Genomic DNA, 16,845 nt, shown 5'->3' on the forward strand with positions numbered 1-16,845 from the left:
ATCCCCCGCCCTACCGGCGTTGAGGCGCCAGCAGGAACTCCACGGTCCCCCGGTAGAGCGGATCACGCCGCAGAGCGGCCGGTTCACGCCACCGGCCATCGGCCACGATCCCGACCCGGTAGGGCAGGTGCAGCCGCCCCAGCCCCGCCAGATAGCGGTCGTAACCCGGAATCGTGCGCCGCCCCTGGTAGGTCTGGACCACGATCTCGTCGACGACACCAACGAGCCCGTCCAGATCGGCGCGAGCGCCGTTCGCGCTCCAGTCGAGCAGCCCGGTAACCGACAGCCGCGTGCCGGGAGGCAGGCGGCGGCGCAGATCGGCGAGGAACATCCGGTAGCCGGCCAGCCCGCGGGTCGCGGCATCGAAATCGATCTGCACGCTGATCACCCGATTGCCGGCCGCGCGCCATTGCCGCAGCAGCCGCTGCAACTGGGCGTGGGTCTCCTCATCCCAGTCGAGCCGCTCGGTGCGGACCACCAGCCACAGGTCGGGGCCCGCGATGCGTGGCACCGCGCGGAGCGGCACGAGCCGGCCGGGCTGGCCGTGCCGCACCTCCCCCGCCAGCAGGTAGACCGTTTCGGCTTGCGCCAGCCCGGACGGCGCCGGCACCCCCGCCCAGAGGAAATAGGCCCCGCCCTGCCCTCCGGCCAAGGGATCGGGCCCGCAACCGGCCAGCACAAGGCCCGCCGCCAGGGCCAGCCTTCGTCCAGGCTGAGCACGCCGGATCACCAGTAATAGGACAACTTGCGGGCCCAGCGGCTCTGGGGATAGTCCCGCTTCAAGCGCAGGAACCAGGCCTTGCGCTGGCTTACCGGGACCTCCGCTCCGCCGCAGCCGTTGTAACCGCTGGGAGCATAGCAGTTGACGGCACGGTACAAGGCATAGGCCTTGTCATCGGCGCCCGCCGCCGGATCGGCCATGACCTGGGCATAGATCGTGCCCCGGCTCAACGGCTTGCCGGGGAACAGGCTGGGCGTGCCGCCCAGTTCGTCGGACGGCGGCGCGACATCGGGCTGGGAGAACCCATCGAAACCGTTGAGACGCCAGAACTCGCCAAGGCACAGCTGTGCGCGCGGGTTGGCCGGACTCCGGGCGAGCGTCGCCACCGTGGCGGTCAGGGCCGGACAGGCATAGTCCGGGCCGGTGGTCTCGCCCGCGGTGAACAGCCCGACCGGAATCGCCTCCGCCGCGATCAGGTCCCACAGTCCGCCCTTGGCATCGGCTCCGGCGGGCACCAGCCCCCGGCTGGCCAGGAATCCGGCGTAGTCGCCACGGCTGAGCTGCTTGTAAAGCAGGGTGAACAGGGCAAGGTCGCGTTCGTGCCCGGGCCGGTCGGCGGCTAGCGCCGCTCCCCGCAGCAACGCCGGACCGGCGGAATGGAGCAGCAGGATCTCGCGAACGGTCCGGTCGGTGATGGGCGAGCCCGGCGCGAAGACCTCGCCCAGCTTGCCGCGGCGCTCAAGGTTCATCGCCAGGGCCAGCTCGACCGTGGGGCGCTGCCACAGACCGGTCGCGCCGCCCAGCAGGTCGCGCCAGAACCCGGCCTCGTTGGGATCGCGCAGGGCGGCCAGCGCCAGTCCACGCAGGACCTGGCGGCTGAAGGCCAGCGGACCGTAGCCCGGCTGGCGGGCGTCATCGGGCAGCAGCCGCAGCACCTGCTTCATGTCCTTCTGCACGGCAAAGGCATGACTGGCCTGCAGGTACTGGAACAGGTCTGGCCGGGCCGCGAAGCGGGGCGCCTGGGCCTGCAGCTCCATCAGGGTCAGCCCATTGTCCAGCGGGGCGCGGCCGCTGCCCGCATCCTGGGTGTACTGCCGCATCCGCATCAGGTCCCACACGGCGAGCAGCACCGGCCCCTCGATCGCGCTGCCGGCATCCTTCGCGAACAGCAGCTTGGCGTCGATCTCCTGGACCAGGCGTCCCGCATCCTCGTGATCCGGTGCGACCGAGCCGAGCAGCGCGGTGTAGAGCCGGGCCAGCGCGGCGTTATCCCCCTCGAGCCAGACCGTGCGACGCACCAGCCCTCTCGCGGAATCCGCATAGAGCCCCTGGGGATGGGTGGCGATGTAGCCCAGAAACCCGCCACGGGCCCGCAACAGGGTCACCCGATCCACCTTCTCGGGCCCGGCGAAATCGCCCCACTCGCCAAAGGCACCCGCCATGGCCGCGTTGAGATCGGTCCGCGCCACCATGTAAAGCGCCGCCTCGGCCAGCCAGGGATCGGCCGGCACCTTGCTGCCCTTGGCCGGCAGCAGTCCCGCGAAGCCCTCCCGCGCTTCGGCCCAATGCCCGGCGTAAAAGGCATCGGCGGCCTGGAGATAGGCCAGGAACGCCCGGCCCGGGGCCGACGCGATTCCCTCGGGCCAGGGCGCCTTGGGGGCATCGCTGGCCTCGCAGGTCGCCTTGAGCCGCGCCCGCGCCGCGACCAGCGCGGTGCCTTCCGCCCCGGGCAGCCCCTTGTTGGCCCGGACCGCCCGTTCGAAATCGCTGTCGCCCGAACCCAGGCTGACGCAGACCGAGGCCCAACCGCCATAGCCCGCTCCTCCGTCGGGCCAGTAACCGGCCTGCAGCCGGTCCCAGTCGAAGAAGGTGTTGCCCATGTCCTGCCAGGGATAGTCGGGCTTGGGGTAGACCCTGGGCCCGGCCCCCGCCGGGAGACGGTCGCGCAGCAGGAGCAGCAGGTTCACGCGGGTGTCGTTGCCCGGGGCCAGATAGATCCGGTCGCCGCAGTCCGACCCGGACGAAGCCAGGATCCAACTGGGACTGCAGGAGTAGTCGGAGCTGGCCTGGCTCATCCCCGCTGGCACCAGCGCGGCGAAAATGGTCGCGACCGTGGCGAGCAGGCGGTTGGCGTGGCGCGGCATGGCATCTCCCCCGGAACGGATAGAACATGCGCGGGAGACGCGGCGGCTGGCAATGGGCATCGTGATTGTTTCACCCCATCTTGCCGTTCCCTCATGGTTGCTCCAGCGACAAACGGTTGGGCAAAGACCGGACGTGGCCATGGGACAGGGGCATCGACGGGCAAACCGGCCCGGCCGGCACCCGGGTGGCCCCTGCGTCTCGGCGCCGACCGATTGGTGGTGTGTTCCGGGAAACGGCCACCGTTGCCGGGACCAGCCAGGCCCAGAACCGAACGACAACAGCGCATCGGTCCGGACGCGAAGAAAGCCAAGGTAGAGGCCCACCGTTGCCCGAGCTTGGCCCGCACGAGCGCATTCCAGGCATTTGCACTTGCGAACCCGGTGGAGCGCCCGCAGACTCGCCCGGGTTGCTCGAAACCGGGGCAAACCGAATCCGGACCACCCAGGCTGAGACCCATAGGCTCATGATCTCCATTCCGCTGGTTTATCTGATTTTTGCCGCAGGTTCGGTTGCATTCCTGCTCACCCGAAAGGCGGTCCAGGCCGCCAGGGCCAGATCCTATGCCGCCGTGATCTATCTGGGTGGCCTCGCCCTGCTCCCGGCCGAAGCCTATTACGACATCGATCCTAACGTGGCGGTGCCGTTGTGGATCATGGGCGTACTGATCCCAACCCCATTCTTCATGCTCCACAAGGCTTGGATTGTGGCCCTAACGGCCTTGGTCGCGGCAGCCTGGTGCGATTTCCCCCGTCTGCTGACCTTCCGTCCGAAAATGGTCGATCTTCCTGTTGTGCTGTTCTGCCTGTGGCCCCTGGCACAGGCGGTCCTATTTGTCCCTGACCCCGATCCGCCAACGCTTCGGATTGTGATGTTGCTGATCGGCAACTGGGCGGTGCCATGGTTCCTGGGACGCATCTACTTCTCGCGGGCCGAGGACCGGGTTGTGCTGATCGATGCACTGATCCTCTTTTCGCTCCTGCTGCTGCCGGTCAGCCTGATCGAAACGGTCAGCCCGCTCCGGGTCCATCAGCTGCTTTACGGGCCGCACCCTTTCGACGCGGACGGCGTGACGCGTTATTGGGGCTATCGTCCCATGGCCTTTTTCGAGCACGGCAATCAGTACGGGATCTGGATTGCGGCAGCCGCGGTTGCGGCGTGGTGGCGGGCCCGGTTCTCTGTCGGCCCCGCGTCTCGGGGGGGGCAGTGGGTTCTGGCGGCAATCCTGATCGCCATGACCGTGAGTGCCCAGTCTGTAGGGGCGATCTGCCTGATGGTCCTGGCAATAGCCTGGCTGGAGGTTGCACCCTGGCTTGAGCGACACAACGGCATCTACAGGCTGGGCCTGCTATCCTTGACCGGCGGTGCCGGACTGGTCCTCGAGGGCACAGTGTCCCTCACCAGCTTTGGCGTGACCGCCGATCGCATCGCAAGGCTGTTCGGGTTCCTTGAAGGAATCGGCCGTTACTCACTCGAATGGCGGATCAACCGGGCGATCGCCAATCTGCCTCAGGTCCAGTCGTTCTTGGTAACCGGCAGAGGTCGATGGGACTGGTACACGACCTTCCGGCCCTGGGACCTGACCCTCATGATCGTCGGCTTTTTCGGTCTTATCGGGCTGACATTGGTCGTGCTGATGATCGTCGCCGCAGTCTACCGACCATCGTCGATCGCACCGGCACCGAGGCAATCGTCCCGCTACGTCGCGCTGGCGCTGATCGGGATGACCATCTTTGATGCGCTCATGAACACCTATGTTTTTCTCCCGGCGCTGGTGCTGCTGGGCTCGCTCCCCCGGAAAGCCACCCCTGAACAGGCCGGAGCCGGTCGACCCGCGGCGCGACGATCGGGCCATTCAGGGCCGGTCGCACCGGCGCTTGACCGTTCCAACTCATAAGGAACCCGCCAATGGCCGATCATGCCACCCCCAACCTGCCCTCGCGTGACTTCACCGCGACGGCCGCATTCTTTGCCGCGCTGGGCTTTGGCGAGAGCTGGCGGGACGCAGGGTGGATGATCCTCGAACGCGGGGGGCTGACCCTGGAGTTCTTTCCCTACCCCGATCTCGATCCCGCGCAGAGTTCGTTCGGCTGCTGCCTGCGGCTCGACGATGTGGCGGCGTTCTGCGCGGTCATCGAGGCGGCCGGAGTGCCCGAGACGACCGTCGGCTGGCCGCGGTTCCATCGTCCCCGGCGCGAGGCCTGGGGCGGCTGGGTCGGCGCGCTGATCGATCCCGACGGGACGCTGTTGCGGCTGGTGCAGGAGCCCGACTGAGCGCGATCGGCAGCGCTATTGCTTGGAGCGCAATAGTACTTGCAATTTTGTTTCAACCATGTATATGACAATTACCCATCGTCGAATGCGACGAAACCTGGCCGCGCCTGCCGCGCCCGTTCGTTTCCTTTCATCCCTCAGGGTTCCGCGCCGGGATTCGCCCGTGCGCGGGCAATAGCTTACCCCCGGCCGCCCCTAGCGAGGCAGGCCGGAACCCCGGGACTGTCGAACCGTAGACGGCGCCAGACGCCGCTTCTGTCCGGGCCGCAGCGCTGCATGACCATCCCGGTCATGCCCGCTCCGACCCGTCCCGTTTTGATTGGGCAGCACGCCTGCCCCAGAGGACTTCATGAACACCAGTTATGCCGGCACCGCCCGGTGCCATCCGACCCACTCACGCCCGATCACGGCGTATCGTTCCACCCATGAACGCCCCGAGGGCGCCATGTCGCTCCTGCCCGTCACCGAGCTGCGCCGTCTGGTTGCAGCGATGGTCGATTGAGCGGGACAGACCAGCGCATGGACCTCAACCTCGAATATGCCGCGCATCAGCACGCGCTGATGCAGGCCGAGGCCGCCGGGACATCGGTGGCCCGGCAGGATCACCTGCTGCGGGCCGATCGGATCGCCCGGCGCATCACCCTGTTCCAGGACCGGCTCGGCGCTGCCGCGGCCTGCGCCTGGAGCACCCTCCATCTGGCGGCCTCCGGGCATGCCTGATCATCCCGCCCCGGCACACGGCCGGTGCGGCCCGCTTGCTCTCGTTGATCTTTCGACGGGGCTCGACGCCTTTCCCGATCCGATCGGGCCAACAGCAACAGGGCCTCGGCTCGGTGGCTGCAAGACGACGACCTCCTTTCATTTGACGACTGGACGCACGACCCCGCCGGCACTCCCGCCGGTGGACACTTCGTTTCTTGAAAGGAAACGCGCATGACTATCGGAACCGTAAAATTCTTCAACGAAGACAAGGGCTATGGCTTCATCCAGCCGGATGATGGCGGCAAGGACAGCTTCGTTCACATCTCGGCCGTCCAGGCCGCCGGCATGGCCACCCTGCAGAAGGACCAGCGCGTCTCCTACGTGGTGGAAGCCGGTCGCAACGGCAAGGAATCGGCGGTCAACATCGCCAGCGCCTGATTCACACGCCCGGGCTGGCACCCCTGCGGTGCCGCCCGGGCTGTCCTCCTCTCCGCGGAGTGCCTGCCATGACCCTGAGCTACGAATTCGTCATCGCCCGTGCCGAACAGGCGACGCGCGAGGCCGATGAAGCCCAACTGTCCAATGTGCGCGACCGGGCCCTGCGCTCGGCTGCGGCCTGGCAGGTGATGGCCGACCGCATCGTCAAGCACGCCGAGGAACGCGCCGAGGCGCTGCGGGCCAAGCAGGTGGAGCAATCGGCCGCCGGCTGAGCCGAGCGCGGACCGAGACGGACTACATTCTCCCGAGACACCGTCGCCCCTGCGGCGGCCGGGGCCTGACCCACCTGGTTCGCCTGCGCTGCGCGCGCATGGTCGGGAGAGGTCGGGTCGGGCCCCTGCCTCCGCAGGGGCGACCTGTCGTGTTCGGGCCAGGCAGGCGAGACCAGCCGCCAATCGGCTCCGATGAGCCTGGGGTCCGTCGAACCACAGAAAAAGGGCAGGAAGCCGACCGGCTCCCTGCCCTTTGTCATGTCCGTGGACCCGATCCCCGCCCGTGGGCGGGAATCCGCCGGGATCAGTCGTCGCCCTTGAGGAACGCCGGGATGTGATCCGGATTGCCACCCTCGTCGCGATCGCGACGCGGGCGATCCCCGCCGTCGCGACGCGGGCCGCGATCGCCACCGCCATCGCGGCGCGGTCCGCGGTCCCCACGGGGGCCACGACGATCGCCGCGATCGCCACGGTCACCGCGCGGTTCGCGGGGTTCGCGCGGCGGACGGGTGTCCTCCAGCGCCTCGCCGGTCTCCTGGTCGACCACGCGCATCGACAGGCGGACCTTGCCGCGCTGGTCGATCTCGAGGACCTTGACGAAGACCTCCTGGCCTTCCTTGACCACGTCGGTCGGCTTTTCCACGCGCTCGTTCTTCATCTCGCTGACGTGGACCAGACCGTCCTTGCCGCCCATGAAGTTCACGAAGGCGCCGAAGTCGACGATGTTGACGACCTTGCCCTTGTAGACCTTGCCGACCTCGGCTTCCTCGACGATGCCGAGGATCCAGTTCTTGGCCGCTTCGATCTGCGACAGGTCGGACGAGCTGATCTTGATCAGGCCCTCGTCGTCGATGTCGACCTTGGCGCCGGTGGTGGCGACGATCTCGCGGATCACCTTGCCGCCGGTGCCGATCACGTCGCGGATCTTCGACTTGTCGATCTGCAGCGTCTCGATGCGCGGGGCATGGGCCGAAAGCTCGGTCCGCGCCTCGCCCAGGGCCTTGGTCATCTCGGCCAGGATGTGGGCGCGGCCTTCCTTGGCCTGCTTCAGCGCGACCTCGAAGATCTCGCGGGTGATGCCCGCCACCTTGATGTCCATCTGCATCGTGGTGATGCCTTCGCTGGTGCCGGCCACCTTGAAGTCCATGTCGCCCAGGTGATCCTCGTCACCCAGGATGTCCGAGAGGATCGCGAAGTCCTTGCCTTCCAGGATCAGGCCCATGGCGATGCCCGAGACCGGACGCTTCACCGGCACGCCGGCGTCCATCATCGACAGGCAGCCGCCGCAGACGGTGGCCATCGACGACGAACCGTTGGACTCGGTCACGTCCGACAGGACGCGGATCGTGTAGGGGAACTCGTCCTTGCTCGGCAGGACCGGGTGCAGCGCGCGCCAGGCGAGCTTGCCGTGACCCACTTCGCGACGGCCCGGCGCACCGAAACGTCCAACTTCGCCAACGGAGTACGGCGGGAAGTTGTAGTGGAGCATGAAGCTTTCGTAGCGCAGGCCTTCCAGCCCGTCGATCATCTGCTCGGCGTCCTTGGTGCCCAGGGTGGTGGTGCAGATGGTCTGCGTCTCACCGCGGGTGAACAGGGCCGAACCGTGGGTGCGCGGCAGGAAGCCGACCATCGATTCGATCGGGCGAACCTGGGTGGTGGTGCGCCCGTCGATCCGCTGGCCGTCCTTGAGGATGGCGGTGCGGACGATGTCGGCCTCGACCTTCTTCATGGTCTTGATCGCGACCATCTGGGTCTGCGGGCCTTCATCGGCGAAGGCGGCCTTGGCCTTGGCGCGGGCTTCGTTCAGCGCGTTCGAGCGGGCCGACTTGTCGGTCAGCTTGTAGGCCGCGGCGACATCCTTGCCGACCAGGTCCTTGAGCTTCTTCTTGATGTCGGCGGTGTTGTCGGTGAGGTCGATCTGCCAGGGTTCCTTGGCAGCCTTCTCGGCTAGCTGGATGATCGCGCCGATCACCTTGCGGCATTCGTCGTGCGCGAACAGCACAGCGCCGAGCATCTCGTCTTCCGACAGCTCCTTGGCTTCCGATTCCACCATCATCACGGCGGAGTCGGTGGCGGCGACGACCAGGTCGAGCCGGCCTTCGCTCAGCGCGACGTCCTGCTTCGGGTTGAGCACGTATTCGCCATCGATGTAGCCGACGCGCGCGGCGGCGATCGGCCCCATGAAGGGCACGCCCGAGATGGTCAGCGCGGCCGAGGCGGCGATCATCGCGACAACATCGGGCTCGGTCTCGCCGTCATAGCTCAGCACCTGGGCGATGACGTTGATCTCGTTGTAGAAACCTTCGGGGAACAGCGGGCGGACCGGACGGTCGATCAGGCGGGAAACCAGCGTTTCCTTTTCCGTCGCGCCGCGTTCGCGCTTGAAGAAGCCGCCCGGGATGCGGCCGGCGGCCGAATACTTTTCCTGGTAGTGCACGGTCAGCGGGAAGAAGTCCTGGCCTTCCTTCACCGACTTGGCGGCGGTCACCGCGCAAAGCACAACGGTTTCGCCATAAGTGGCGAGGACCGCGCCGTCAGCCTGACGGGCAATGCGGCCGGTTTCGAGGGTGAGGGTCTTTCCGCCCCACTCCAGCGATACTGTCTTGACGTCGAACATGGTGTTTCCTTCAGCCCGCGGGCCCTATTGCCGGCGGGGTTTGCTGCCGGGGTAATGCCGTCCCGGTCCGGTGCGGGGCACTTTGCGCCCCAATGGCCGAGGCTGCCGAATTGCGAACCTCTGACCCCTAATCGTCATCCCCGCGAAGGCGGGGATCCATTCATCCACCTGGCACAGTTGCCAGATGGATCCCCGCCTTCGCGGGGATGACGCAAAACGTAAACGGCCCGCCGAAGCGGGCCGAACGTTCGCGTCACTTACGCAGACCCAGCTTCTGGATCAACGCGTTGTAGCGCTCGACATCCTTCTTCTTCAGGTAGTCGAGCAGGCTGCGGCGCTTGTTGACCATCATCAGCAGGCCGCGGCGCGAATGGTTGTCCTTGTGGTGGCCCTTGAAGTGCTCGGTCAGGTTGCGGATGCGCTCGGTGAGGATCGCGACCTGCACTTCCGGCGAACCGGTGTCGCCCGCCTGACGGGCGTTGTCCGTGATGATTTCCTGCTTGCGTTCGGCAGCAACCGACATGCTCTTCACTCCGCGACATCGGGAAGGTTGAAACCCCGGCTGACGGTCAGGCTTCCGCCCGAAAGCTCGACCAGCGCGAGTGGCCGTTGGCCGGCCCGCGCCCAGTAAAGCCCGTCATCGTGGGGCAGTCCGGTCAGAACGCGGCCCTGGTGGACCGCCCTTGCCTGTTCCGGACCGAGGTCAAGAGCCGGGATGTCGACCAGCCCTGCCTCCAGCGGCAAGAGTACGTTCTCAAGGGGGGCGCCCTTACCCACTTCGTTCAGTTTGTCCAGCGAAATCGCCTGATTTTCGCCGAACGGCCCCGCCTTCAGGCGGCGCAGCATGGTGACATGCCCCACCGTGCCGAGCGCGCGGGCGATGTCGCGGGCCAGGCTGCGGATGTAGGTGCCCTTGGAGACGTGGGCCTGGAGGGTGATGGAGCCCAGTTCCTCCCCGGCACGGGGAGGGGGACCAGCCACAGGCTGGTGGAGGGGCATCATCGGGGATGCACCCGCTTCTCCGTTCGCACGACCATGCCCCTGCCCCTCCACCATGCTTTGCATGGTCCCCCTCCCCGTGCCGGGGAGGATTTTCAGCGCAAACACAATCACCCCGCGCGACTTGAGCGCCACCTCCGCCCCCGCCCGGGCCAGGTCATAGGCCCGCTCGCCATCGACCTTGATCGCCGAATAGGCGGGCGGAACCTGCTCTATAGGGCCGGTGAAGCGGGGCAGGATCGCCTCGACCTCGGTCAGCGAGGGGCGCGTCTCGCTCTGAGCGACGGCCTTGCCCTCCAGATCGAGCGTGTCGGTCTCCACCCCGAAGGCCACGGTGAACGCATAGACCTTGCTGGCATCCAGCATCCGCCCGCACAGCTTGGTCGCCTCGCCCAGGGCGATCGGCAGGATGCCGGTGGCGAGCGGATCGAGCGTGCCGCCATGGCCCACCTTGATCCCCTTGCCGAAGCCTGCCTCGCGCAGGTTGCGCTTCACGGCCGCGACGGCCTGGGTCGAACCCAGACCGAGCGGCTTGTCGAGCACGATCCAGCCACTGGGGCTCACGCGTTGGCCACCAGGTCGGCCAGACGCAGGTAATGGCCCAGCACCCAGTCAACCGGCGGGCCGACCAGGCGTCCCACCGGATCGAACCCCGGGATGACCTGGGGCAGGACCACCAGCAGCAGCAGGACCAGCATGAACCCGGTCCGGCGAATGCCCGCATAGGCGGCGGCAAGGCGGCGCGGCAGCAGGCCTTCGACCACGTGCGATCCGTCGAAGGGGGGGATCGGCAAGAGGTTGAACAGGGCGAGGAAGACGTTGATCGACAGAAAGTTGAACAGGTTGAGCGCGACAAATCCGACGATCGGCCCGGCCGGGGCGCCATCGGCCAGACGCACCATCAGACCGAGCACCACGGCCCCGAGCGCCGCCAGCACCAGATTGCTCCCCGGCCCGGCCAGCGCCACCAGCATCATGTCGCGGCGGGGATTGCGCAATTGCCGGGGCACGACCGGAACCGGCTTGGCCCAGCCGAACACCGGCATGTGCGCCAGCGCCAGCATTCCCGGCAGGATCACGGTCCCGACGGGATCGACATGGCGCAGCGGATTGAGGGTCAGCCGGCCCATGTCATCGGCGGTCGAATCGCCCAGGAGCCGGGCAACATAGCCATGCGCGACCTCGTGAAACACGATCGCCATGACCAGCGGCAGGATCAGCGCCGCGCCCTGATAAAGGGTATCACTCATGCGCGGCGCGCCTCCCACTCGTCGCGCAGGATCGAAAAATAGGCCGTGTCGCGCACATGGCCGGTCCAGGTCACCCGATCGCGCCGGTGGACGCCCTCGGGCTGGGCGCCCAGCTTGCGGATCGCCGCCTGGCTGCGCTGGTTGCGGGCATCGACCTTCAGGCAGACCCGTTCCAGCCCGCAGGCGAAGGCGTGATCGAGCATCAACTGCTTCATCCGCCGGTTGAACCCGGTGCCACGCAGCCGCGGGACGATGTAGGTGTTCCCGATCTCGATCGACCAGCCCGGCGCGTTGTGGGCCAGCCAGCCGGTCATCCCGACCACCTCGTCCCCCTGCCGCACCGCATAGATGCGGCGGGCAGGACCGCCGGCCAGCATGGCCTCGAACTGCCCGTCGAACTCTTCGCCCAGATAGTTGTGCGGATAGATGTCCCAGATCGCCGGGTCCTGCGCACAGGCCCGGCGCAGGGCTTCGCGATCCCCGGCGGTCAGCGGATCCAGCCGCAAGTCGCCTTCGGCCAGGGGCACGTAGAGCCCGGCGTCAGCCACGCAGCGCCTCGGTGAAATGGCGGCGGCACAGCGCGACATAGCGGTCGTTCCCGCCGATCTCGGTCTGCTCGCCGGCCCGGACCGCGGCGCCGCTTTCGTCGACGCGCAGGTTCATCGTCGCCTTGCGTCCGCAGTGGCACACGCCCTTCAGCTCCACCAGGGTATCGGCAATGCCCAGCAGCACCGCCGAACCGGGGAACAGGTTGCCCTGGAAATCGGTGCGCAGGCCATAGCAGAGCACCGGAATGCCGCCCTCGTCGGCCACCCGGGCCAGTTGCCAGACCTGCTCGGTGGTCAGGAACTGCGCCTCGTCCACCAGCACGCAGGCAAGCGGCTGGACCCGGTGCGCGGCGAGGACGCGGTCCCACAGGTCCGTCGCAGGCGCAAAGGCATGGGCCGGCGCGGCCAGGCCGATCCGGCTGGCCACACCATCCCCGTCGCGCGTGTCGATCGCGGCGGTCCACAGCATCGTGGTCATGCCGCGCTCACGGTAATTGAAGTCCGCCTGGAGCAGGTTGGTGGACTTCCCCGCGTTCATGCTGGCGTAGTAGAAATAGAGCTTGGCCATGTGGGCACTGGACATAGCGATTGGCGCAGGAAAGACCAGCACGGGGATTCCTGCGGGGCGCATGACGAGGTGACGTGATGGCCACACTGCAGCACATGACCCGCCCGATCCTGCTCCAGTTGCTGGCCATGGGCCTGATGGGAGCCGCGCCCGCCCCGCAGAGCTACCGGCTGGACGAGGCGCGCAGCTCGGTGGCCGCCCGGGTCGCCTTCTTCGGCCTGGCCAGCAAGACCGCCCACTTCCCCCGACCATCGGGGCGGGCCGAGCTGTCTCCGGATCGCCCCGACATGATCGGCCTGGTGGTGGACATCGACGCCCGCGCCCTCACCGCGCCCGATCCCGTGACCCTGTCCCGGCTGCGCGGCCCCGCCTTCTTCGATGTCGAACACCATCCCCGGGTGCGCTTTGCCGGATCGCGCATGACCATGACCTCACCGGTCACGGCGACCATCGCCGGCGAACTGACCGCCAAGGGGGTCACCCGGCCCGTCACGCTGCAGGTCACTTTCGCGCAGCCTCCGGGCAAGGCCGGCCCGCAGGACCCGATTCATTTGACCGGCCATGCCACGATCAACCGCCGCGATTTCGGCATGACCGCCTGGCCGCTGATCGTCGGCCGGATGGTGAAGATCACCATCGACGGCTGGCTCCTGCCGGACTGACACTCTGGTTCGGCCGCCCGGGATGCCGCCCCGGCCCGCCGATGCCGATTCCATGCCAGTGGAAAGGCCGCTAGTCTTCCGAAAGGCCCTCGTCGCGCCCGATATCGCGCACGACGCGGGGGTCATTCAACAGGGCATCGATCCGGCTCGCCTCGTCGAAGCTCTCATCGGGCAGGAACTTGATCTTCGCCGCGTACTTGGTCTTGAGCTTGCCCGCGACCTCCTTCTGGAAGAACGCGGTGTGCGTGCGCAGGGCCTTGAGCACGATGTCCTCGTCCGCCCCCAGTAGCGGCTTCACGAAAACCGTCGCGTGGCGCAGGTCCGGGCTCATCCGCACCTCGGTGACCGAAATCGTGTGCGCGGTCAGCACATCGTCGTGGACGATCTGGCGCATCAGCAGCTCGGAAATGACGTGGCGCACCTGTTCGCCCACCTTGAGCAGACGGACGGAGCGGGTTTCGGGCGTGGCGTGCTGACGGGACATGGCGCCCTATGTAGTGGCTTCGGCCAGTTTGGCCAGAATGCGTTGCAGCGACCGGCGGTTGCGGGCCGTACCGTGCAAGCCCAGCCGCCGCTCGATGAAGGCGTTCGACAGCCGGCTCTGCCCGACTCCATCGACGAAATCGATGTAGAGCGCCCGATCCCCCGCGGCGATGCGCTCCGGTCCGCGCGCGGCGTGGTCGGCGACCAGCTTCGCCAGGGCCGCCGGATCGGGCTGACCGGACAGGAGCATGGCATGGACCTGCGCCTCGTCGCCATCGGCAAAGGGATCGGCCGCCAGCAGCGCGACCAGCTCCGCTCCGCTGCGCACCGCGACATGGCTGGCGATGTCGAACCGCTCAGCCATCATGTGGGCGAACAGCTCTTCCAGCCCCTCGGTCGGACGATCATCGAAGGAAAACAGCACGTTGCCGCTGGCCACCACGGTCTCGACCCCGGTGAAGCCCTCACGCTCGAAGGCCCAGCGCAGGTCGGCCATGGTCAGGCGGTTGCCGCCGACATTGATGCTGCCGAACAGGGCGACGTAACGCGGCATGGGGAGAAACACTCCAGTTGGCTCAGCGATGGCACCGAGGATCACGGGTACCGCCGTGCATCAACCGAACCAACCGCCGTTCATGTCGAGCGAAGTCGAGACACGCGCAAGGCCTCTCGACCATACTCGAGGCGAACGGACGTGGGCATTCGGGCCAATCGGCGACGGACCAGCCGGATTTGAGCGAGCGCATTCCCCTGTCCCAACCCTCTCCCCTGCAGGGGAGAGGGCAAAGGGCCAGGAGAAACCGCCTTACAGCGTGCGTTCGCGCATCTCGACGTCGAAGACTTCCAGCGTGTCGCCCGGCTTGATGTCGTTCGTGTCCTGCAGGACCACGCCGCATTCCAGACCGGCGCGCACTTCCGGCACGTCGTCCTTGAAGCGCCGCAGCGAGGCGATGACCGTCTTGCTGACGATGACGTCGTTGCGGGTGAGGCGGGCATAGATACCCTTGCGGATATAGCCTTCCAGCACCAGCAGACCGGCCGCCTTGTCCTTCTTGCCGGCGGGGAAGATCTCCTTGACCTCGGCCCGGCCGACCACGGTTTCGATCCGCTCCGGACCCCAGACGCCGGCCATCTCCTTGGCCACGTCCTCGGTCAGGTGATAGATCACGTCGAAGTACTTCATCCGCACCTTGTTGCGCTCAACCAGTTCGCGCGCCTTGGCGTTGGGACGGACGTTGAAGCCGATGATCGGCGCGTTCGAGGCGACGGCCAGGTTGACGTCGCTTTCGGTGATCGCGCCCACGCCCGAGGTCAGCACGCGCAGCTTGATCTCGTCGTTCGACAAGCGGTTGAGCGCGTTGACGATGGCTTCGGTCGAACCCTGGACGTCGGCCTTGATGACCACCGGGTATTCGATCACGGCCTGCTTGGCGGCCAGTGCCGAGAACATGTTCTCGAGGCTGGCGGGAGCCTGCGCCGTGCGCTTTTCGGTGGCCTTTTCCTGACGATAGGCGGCAACCTCGCGGGCACGGGCCTCGCTCTCCACCGCGGTCAGGGTGTCACCGGCCATCGGCACGCCGCCCAGGCCGAGCACCTCGACCGGCAGCGACGGCGGCGCGACCTTCACCTGGCGGCCCTTGTCGTCGAGCATCGCCCGGACGCGGCCCGAATGGGTGCCGACCACCAGGATGTCGCCGACCTTGAGCGTGCCGCGGTTGATCAGCACCGTGGCGAGCGGGCCCTTGCCCTTGTCGAGCTTGGCCTCGATCACCGTGGCCTCGGCCGGGCGGTCGGGGTTGGCCCTGAGCTCGAGCAGTTCGGCCTGGAGCAGGATCTTCTCGATCAGGGTGTCGAGCCCGGCTCCGGTCTTGGCCGAAACCTCGACGTCCTGCACGTCGCCGCTCATCTCCTCGACCACGACCTCGTGCTCGAGCAGACGCTCGCGGATGCGCTGCGGGTTGGCCTCGTGCTTGTCGGACTTGGTGATCGCCACGATCATCGGCACGCCCGCCGCGCGGGTGTGGCGGATCGCTTCGATCGTCTGCGGCATGATGCCGTCATCGGCCGCCACCACCAGGATGACGATGTCGGTGACATTGGCCCCGCGCATCCGCATCTCGGTGAAGGCCTCGTGGCCCGGGGTGTCCAGGAAGGTGATCAGGTCACCGCCCTTGGTCTTGATCTGGTAGGCGCCGATGTGCTGCGTGATGCCGCCGGCCTCGCCGCGCACCACGTCGGTGCCGCGCAGCGCATCGAGCAGGCTGGTCTTGCCATGATCGACGTGGCCCATGATCGTGACCACCGGGGCCCGCGGCTTGAGCGAGCCTTCCGGATCGACGTCGGTGCTGGTGTCGATATCGACGTCGCTTGCCGAGACGCGCTGGATGTTGTGGCCGAATTCCTCGACCAGCAGCTCGGCCGTATCCTGGTCGATCGTCTGGTTGACGGTGACCATCATGCCCAGCTTGAACAGCGCCTTGACCAGGTCCGCGCCCTTTTCGGCCATGCGGTTGGCCAGTTCCTGCACCGTGATCGCCTCGGGCACGATCACGTCGCGCACCTGCTTCTCGCGCTGCTGCTGCTGCCCGGCGAAGTGGGCGCGGCGTTCCTTCTCGCGGGCGCGCTTCAGCGCCGCGAGCGAGCGGGCACGGGCGCCCTCGTCCTCGTTGAGCGCGCGGGTCACGGTCAGCTTGCCGCCGCGACGGTCCTCGGTCTTGCGATCCCGCTGGGCGGTCGGCTTCTTCGCCGCACCGGCCGGTTCGGGCCGCTTGGGCGCCGGGGGCGGAGCGACCGGGGTGAAGCGGCGCGGCGGCGGAGCGGTGCTCACGGCCGGAGCAGCCACCGCCGGAGCGGGAGCCTCGGGCTCGGGGGCCGCCTGGGGGGACGGCTCGACCGGCGCTGGCGCAGCCGCCTGGATGGCATCCTGCGCGCGGTTGTCCTCGGCCCGGCGACGCTCTTCCTCGATCGCGCGAGCGCGCTCTTCCTCTTCGCGGCGACGCGCTTCCTCGGCCAGGCGCAGACGCTGCTCCTCGGCCTCGCGCAACAGGCGCGCCTGCATTTCCTGCCGGGTTTCCCGGCTGGCCGACGGCGGCGGCGGCGGCGGAGCCGGGCGCGCGGGGGCGGCCACCGGCGGTGGCGGCGGAGCGGCCGGGGTCGGCTCGGGCGCAGC

At 67.7% G+C, this 16,845-nt stretch carries 18 protein-coding genes; 7 read left to right on the forward strand and 11 right to left on the reverse strand.

Annotation, left to right across the window (positions count from 1 at the left end):
• Positions 1–10: 10 nt before the first annotated feature.
• Positions 11–730 carry a DUF3142 domain-containing protein gene (locus H7F49_RS11300; RefSeq protein ID WP_328806685.1) on the reverse strand — a complete coding sequence of 240 codons (720 nt, stop codon included), beginning with the start codon at positions 728–730 and terminating at the stop codon, positions 11–13.
• Positions 727–2,865 (reverse strand): hypothetical protein, encoded by a 2,139-nt coding sequence (locus H7F49_RS11305; RefSeq protein WP_185683705.1) that lies wholly within the window; start codon positions 2,863–2,865, stop codon positions 727–729. The genes H7F49_RS11300 and H7F49_RS11305 overlap by 4 nt, the downstream gene beginning before the upstream one ends.
• A gap of 464 nt (positions 2,866–3,329) precedes the next feature.
• Here H7F49_RS11305 and H7F49_RS11310 point away from each other — a divergent pair, with 464 nt between their 5' ends.
• From H7F49_RS11310 to H7F49_RS11335, 6 genes are all read left to right on the forward strand, one after another.
• Positions 3,330–4,760 (forward strand): hypothetical protein, encoded by a 1,431-nt coding sequence (locus tag H7F49_RS11310; protein WP_185683706.1) that lies wholly within the window; start codon positions 3,330–3,332, stop codon positions 4,758–4,760.
• An 11-nt stretch (positions 4,761–4,771) separates the two neighbouring features.
• A complete protein-coding gene (locus H7F49_RS11315; protein ID WP_185683707.1) occupies positions 4,772–5,137 on the forward strand; it encodes a bleomycin resistance protein in 366 nt (121 codons plus the stop codon).
• Positions 5,138–5,486: 349 nt separating this feature from the next.
• Entirely contained in the window at positions 5,487–5,639 is a 153-nt protein-coding gene (locus H7F49_RS11320; protein ID WP_185683708.1) for a hypothetical protein, read from the forward strand.
• Between the two features lie 17 nt (positions 5,640–5,656).
• Entirely contained in the window at positions 5,657–5,857 is a 201-nt protein-coding gene (locus H7F49_RS11325) for a hypothetical protein (protein ID WP_185683709.1), read from the forward strand.
• Between the two features lie 213 nt (positions 5,858–6,070).
• On the forward strand, positions 6,071–6,277 hold the full coding sequence (locus H7F49_RS11330; protein WP_185683710.1) for a cold-shock protein: 207 nt from the start codon (positions 6,071–6,073) through the stop codon (positions 6,275–6,277).
• 68 nt (positions 6,278–6,345) lie between these two features.
• Positions 6,346–6,549: a hypothetical protein gene (locus H7F49_RS11335; protein ID WP_185683711.1), complete on the forward strand. Its 204-nt coding sequence runs from the start codon at positions 6,346–6,348 to the stop codon at positions 6,547–6,549.
• A 304-nt stretch (positions 6,550–6,853) separates the two neighbouring features.
• On the opposite strand, the gene pnp is transcribed toward H7F49_RS11335, so the two are convergent.
• From pnp to H7F49_RS11365, 6 genes are all read right to left on the reverse strand, one after another.
• On the reverse strand, positions 6,854–9,166 hold the full coding sequence (pnp, locus tag H7F49_RS11340) for a polyribonucleotide nucleotidyltransferase (protein WP_185683712.1): 2,313 nt from the start codon (positions 9,164–9,166) through the stop codon (positions 6,854–6,856).
• Between the two features lie 253 nt (positions 9,167–9,419).
• Positions 9,420–9,689 (reverse strand): 30S ribosomal protein S15, encoded by a 270-nt coding sequence (rpsO, locus tag H7F49_RS11345; protein WP_185683713.1) that lies wholly within the window; start codon positions 9,687–9,689, stop codon positions 9,420–9,422.
• Positions 9,690–9,694: 5 nt separating this feature from the next.
• On the reverse strand, positions 9,695–10,729 hold the full coding sequence (gene truB, locus H7F49_RS11350; protein WP_185683714.1) for a tRNA pseudouridine(55) synthase TruB: 1,035 nt from the start codon (positions 10,727–10,729) through the stop codon (positions 9,695–9,697).
• Positions 10,726–11,415 carry a site-2 protease family protein gene (locus H7F49_RS11355; RefSeq protein WP_185683715.1) on the reverse strand — a complete coding sequence of 230 codons (690 nt, stop codon included), beginning with the start codon at positions 11,413–11,415 and terminating at the stop codon, positions 10,726–10,728. Before H7F49_RS11355 ends, truB begins: the two co-directional genes overlap by 4 nt.
• Positions 11,412–11,963 (reverse strand): GNAT family N-acetyltransferase, encoded by a 552-nt coding sequence (locus H7F49_RS11360; RefSeq protein WP_185683716.1) that lies wholly within the window; start codon positions 11,961–11,963, stop codon positions 11,412–11,414. Before H7F49_RS11360 ends, H7F49_RS11355 begins: the two co-directional genes overlap by 4 nt.
• Complete coding sequence (locus tag H7F49_RS11365; RefSeq protein WP_185683730.1) at positions 11,956–12,531, reverse strand: thymidine kinase; 576 nt, start codon at positions 12,529–12,531, stop codon at positions 11,956–11,958. Before H7F49_RS11365 ends, H7F49_RS11360 begins: the two co-directional genes overlap by 8 nt.
• Positions 12,532–12,608: 77 nt before the next feature.
• On the opposite strand from H7F49_RS11365, the gene H7F49_RS11370 reads away from it, so the two are divergent.
• On the forward strand, positions 12,609–13,193 hold the full coding sequence (locus tag H7F49_RS11370; protein WP_235982100.1) for a YceI family protein: 585 nt from the start codon (positions 12,609–12,611) through the stop codon (positions 13,191–13,193).
• Between the two features lie 70 nt (positions 13,194–13,263).
• Here H7F49_RS11370 and rbfA read toward each other — a convergent pair whose 3' ends face one another.
• The 3 genes from rbfA to infB all read right to left on the reverse strand — a co-directional run.
• Positions 13,264–13,677 (reverse strand): 30S ribosome-binding factor RbfA, encoded by a 414-nt coding sequence (rbfA, locus tag H7F49_RS11375; protein ID WP_185683717.1) that lies wholly within the window; start codon positions 13,675–13,677, stop codon positions 13,264–13,266.
• Between the two features lie 6 nt (positions 13,678–13,683).
• Entirely contained in the window at positions 13,684–14,229 is a 546-nt protein-coding gene (locus tag H7F49_RS11380; protein WP_185683718.1) for a DUF1697 domain-containing protein, read from the reverse strand.
• A 252-nt stretch (positions 14,230–14,481) separates the two neighbouring features.
• A partial coding sequence (gene infB / locus H7F49_RS11385; protein WP_185683719.1) for a translation initiation factor IF-2 occupies positions 14,482–16,845 on the reverse strand: 2,364 nt, incomplete at its 5' end.

Source organism: Novosphingobium aerophilum (assembly GCF_014230305.1).
GTDB classification, from domain to species: Bacteria; Pseudomonadota; Alphaproteobacteria; order Sphingomonadales; family Sphingomonadaceae; genus Novosphingobium; species Novosphingobium aerophilum.

Bases quoted from the DNA above. Each gene is read 5' to 3' on its own strand.
- H7F49_RS11335 (WP_185683711.1), top strand. From the start codon at position 6,346: ATGACCCTGAGCTACGAATTCGTCATCGCCCGTGCCGAACAGGCGACG.
- H7F49_RS11355 (WP_185683715.1), bottom strand. From the start codon at position 11,415: ATGAGTGATACCCTTTATCAGGGCGCGGCGCTGATCCTGCCGCTGGTC.
- pnp (WP_185683712.1), bottom strand. From the start codon at position 9,166: ATGTTCGACGTCAAGACAGTATCGCTGGAGTGGGGCGGAAAGACCCTC.
- H7F49_RS11380 (WP_185683718.1), bottom strand. From the start codon at position 14,229: ATGCCGCGTTACGTCGCCCTGTTCGGCAGCATCAATGTCGGCGGCAAC.
- rpsO (WP_185683713.1), bottom strand. From the start codon at position 9,689: ATGTCGGTTGCTGCCGAACGCAAGCAGGAAATCATCACGGACAACGCC.
- H7F49_RS11330 (WP_185683710.1), top strand. From the start codon at position 6,071: ATGACTATCGGAACCGTAAAATTCTTCAACGAAGACAAGGGCTATGGC.
- H7F49_RS11315 (WP_185683707.1), top strand. From the start codon at position 4,772: ATGGCCGATCATGCCACCCCCAACCTGCCCTCGCGTGACTTCACCGCG.
- H7F49_RS11370 (WP_235982100.1), top strand. From the start codon at position 12,609: ATGGCCACACTGCAGCACATGACCCGCCCGATCCTGCTCCAGTTGCTG.
- H7F49_RS11365 (WP_185683730.1), bottom strand. From the start codon at position 12,531: ATGGCCAAGCTCTATTTCTACTACGCCAGCATGAACGCGGGGAAGTCC.
- H7F49_RS11310 (WP_185683706.1), top strand. From the start codon at position 3,330: ATGATCTCCATTCCGCTGGTTTATCTGATTTTTGCCGCAGGTTCGGTT.
- H7F49_RS11320 (WP_185683708.1), top strand. From the start codon at position 5,487: ATGAACACCAGTTATGCCGGCACCGCCCGGTGCCATCCGACCCACTCA.
- rbfA (WP_185683717.1), bottom strand. From the start codon at position 13,677: ATGTCCCGTCAGCACGCCACGCCCGAAACCCGCTCCGTCCGTCTGCTC.
- H7F49_RS11325 (WP_185683709.1), top strand. From the start codon at position 5,657: ATGGACCTCAACCTCGAATATGCCGCGCATCAGCACGCGCTGATGCAG.
- H7F49_RS11305 (WP_185683705.1), bottom strand. From the start codon at position 2,865: ATGCCGCGCCACGCCAACCGCCTGCTCGCCACGGTCGCGACCATTTTC.